The sequence below is a fragment of the Mycobacterium sp. 1274761.0 genome (assembly GCF_001668615.1).
Taxonomy (GTDB): Bacteria; Actinomycetota; Actinomycetes; order Mycobacteriales; family Mycobacteriaceae; genus Mycobacterium.
On the sequence record NZ_LZMC01000041.1, the window covers coordinates 1 to 518 of the forward strand.

1 pseudogene is annotated in these 518 nt (G+C 65.1%); it reads right to left on the reverse strand.

The features are described from left to right. Nucleotides 1–518: pseudogene (locus A5651_RS07185) on the reverse strand (hypothetical protein); the annotation flags it as partial.

Here is a 518-nt window from a genome sequence, read left to right on the forward strand (position 1 = left end):
ACAAGCCCAGCAGCAATGAGCCGACGGCGTCGGCCCCCGACTTGTGCAGACGGTATCCGGCGACCACGCAGTCGGCGGTGCGCTCATGTTTGATCTTGAACATGACGCGTTTGTCCGGCTGATACGGGATGGTCACCGGTTTGGCCACGATGCCGTCGAGCCGTTTGGCGATCACCCCATCGAGACCCGCGCCCTCGAACGTCGTCAGCCACTGCGCACCCAGCTCGGGGTCTTCGGTGGTGCGGGTGACATGACACCAGTCCTTCTCGTTCACCGACTCGAGCAAGGCTTGACGACGGACCCGGAACGGTTCCTTCAACAGAGATGTGTCGCCGCTCGCCGAACGGGCGCTGGGTGTAGTCGTCATCCCCGACGGCCAACAAATCGAACCCGATGAAGTGCGACGGCGTCTGCTCGGCCAGCATCCTGATGCGGCTGGCGGCCGGGTGGATCCGCTGGCTCAGCGACTCCCAGTCCAGCCGGATGCGCCCGCCGATCTCCCGCGGAACGACGACCTC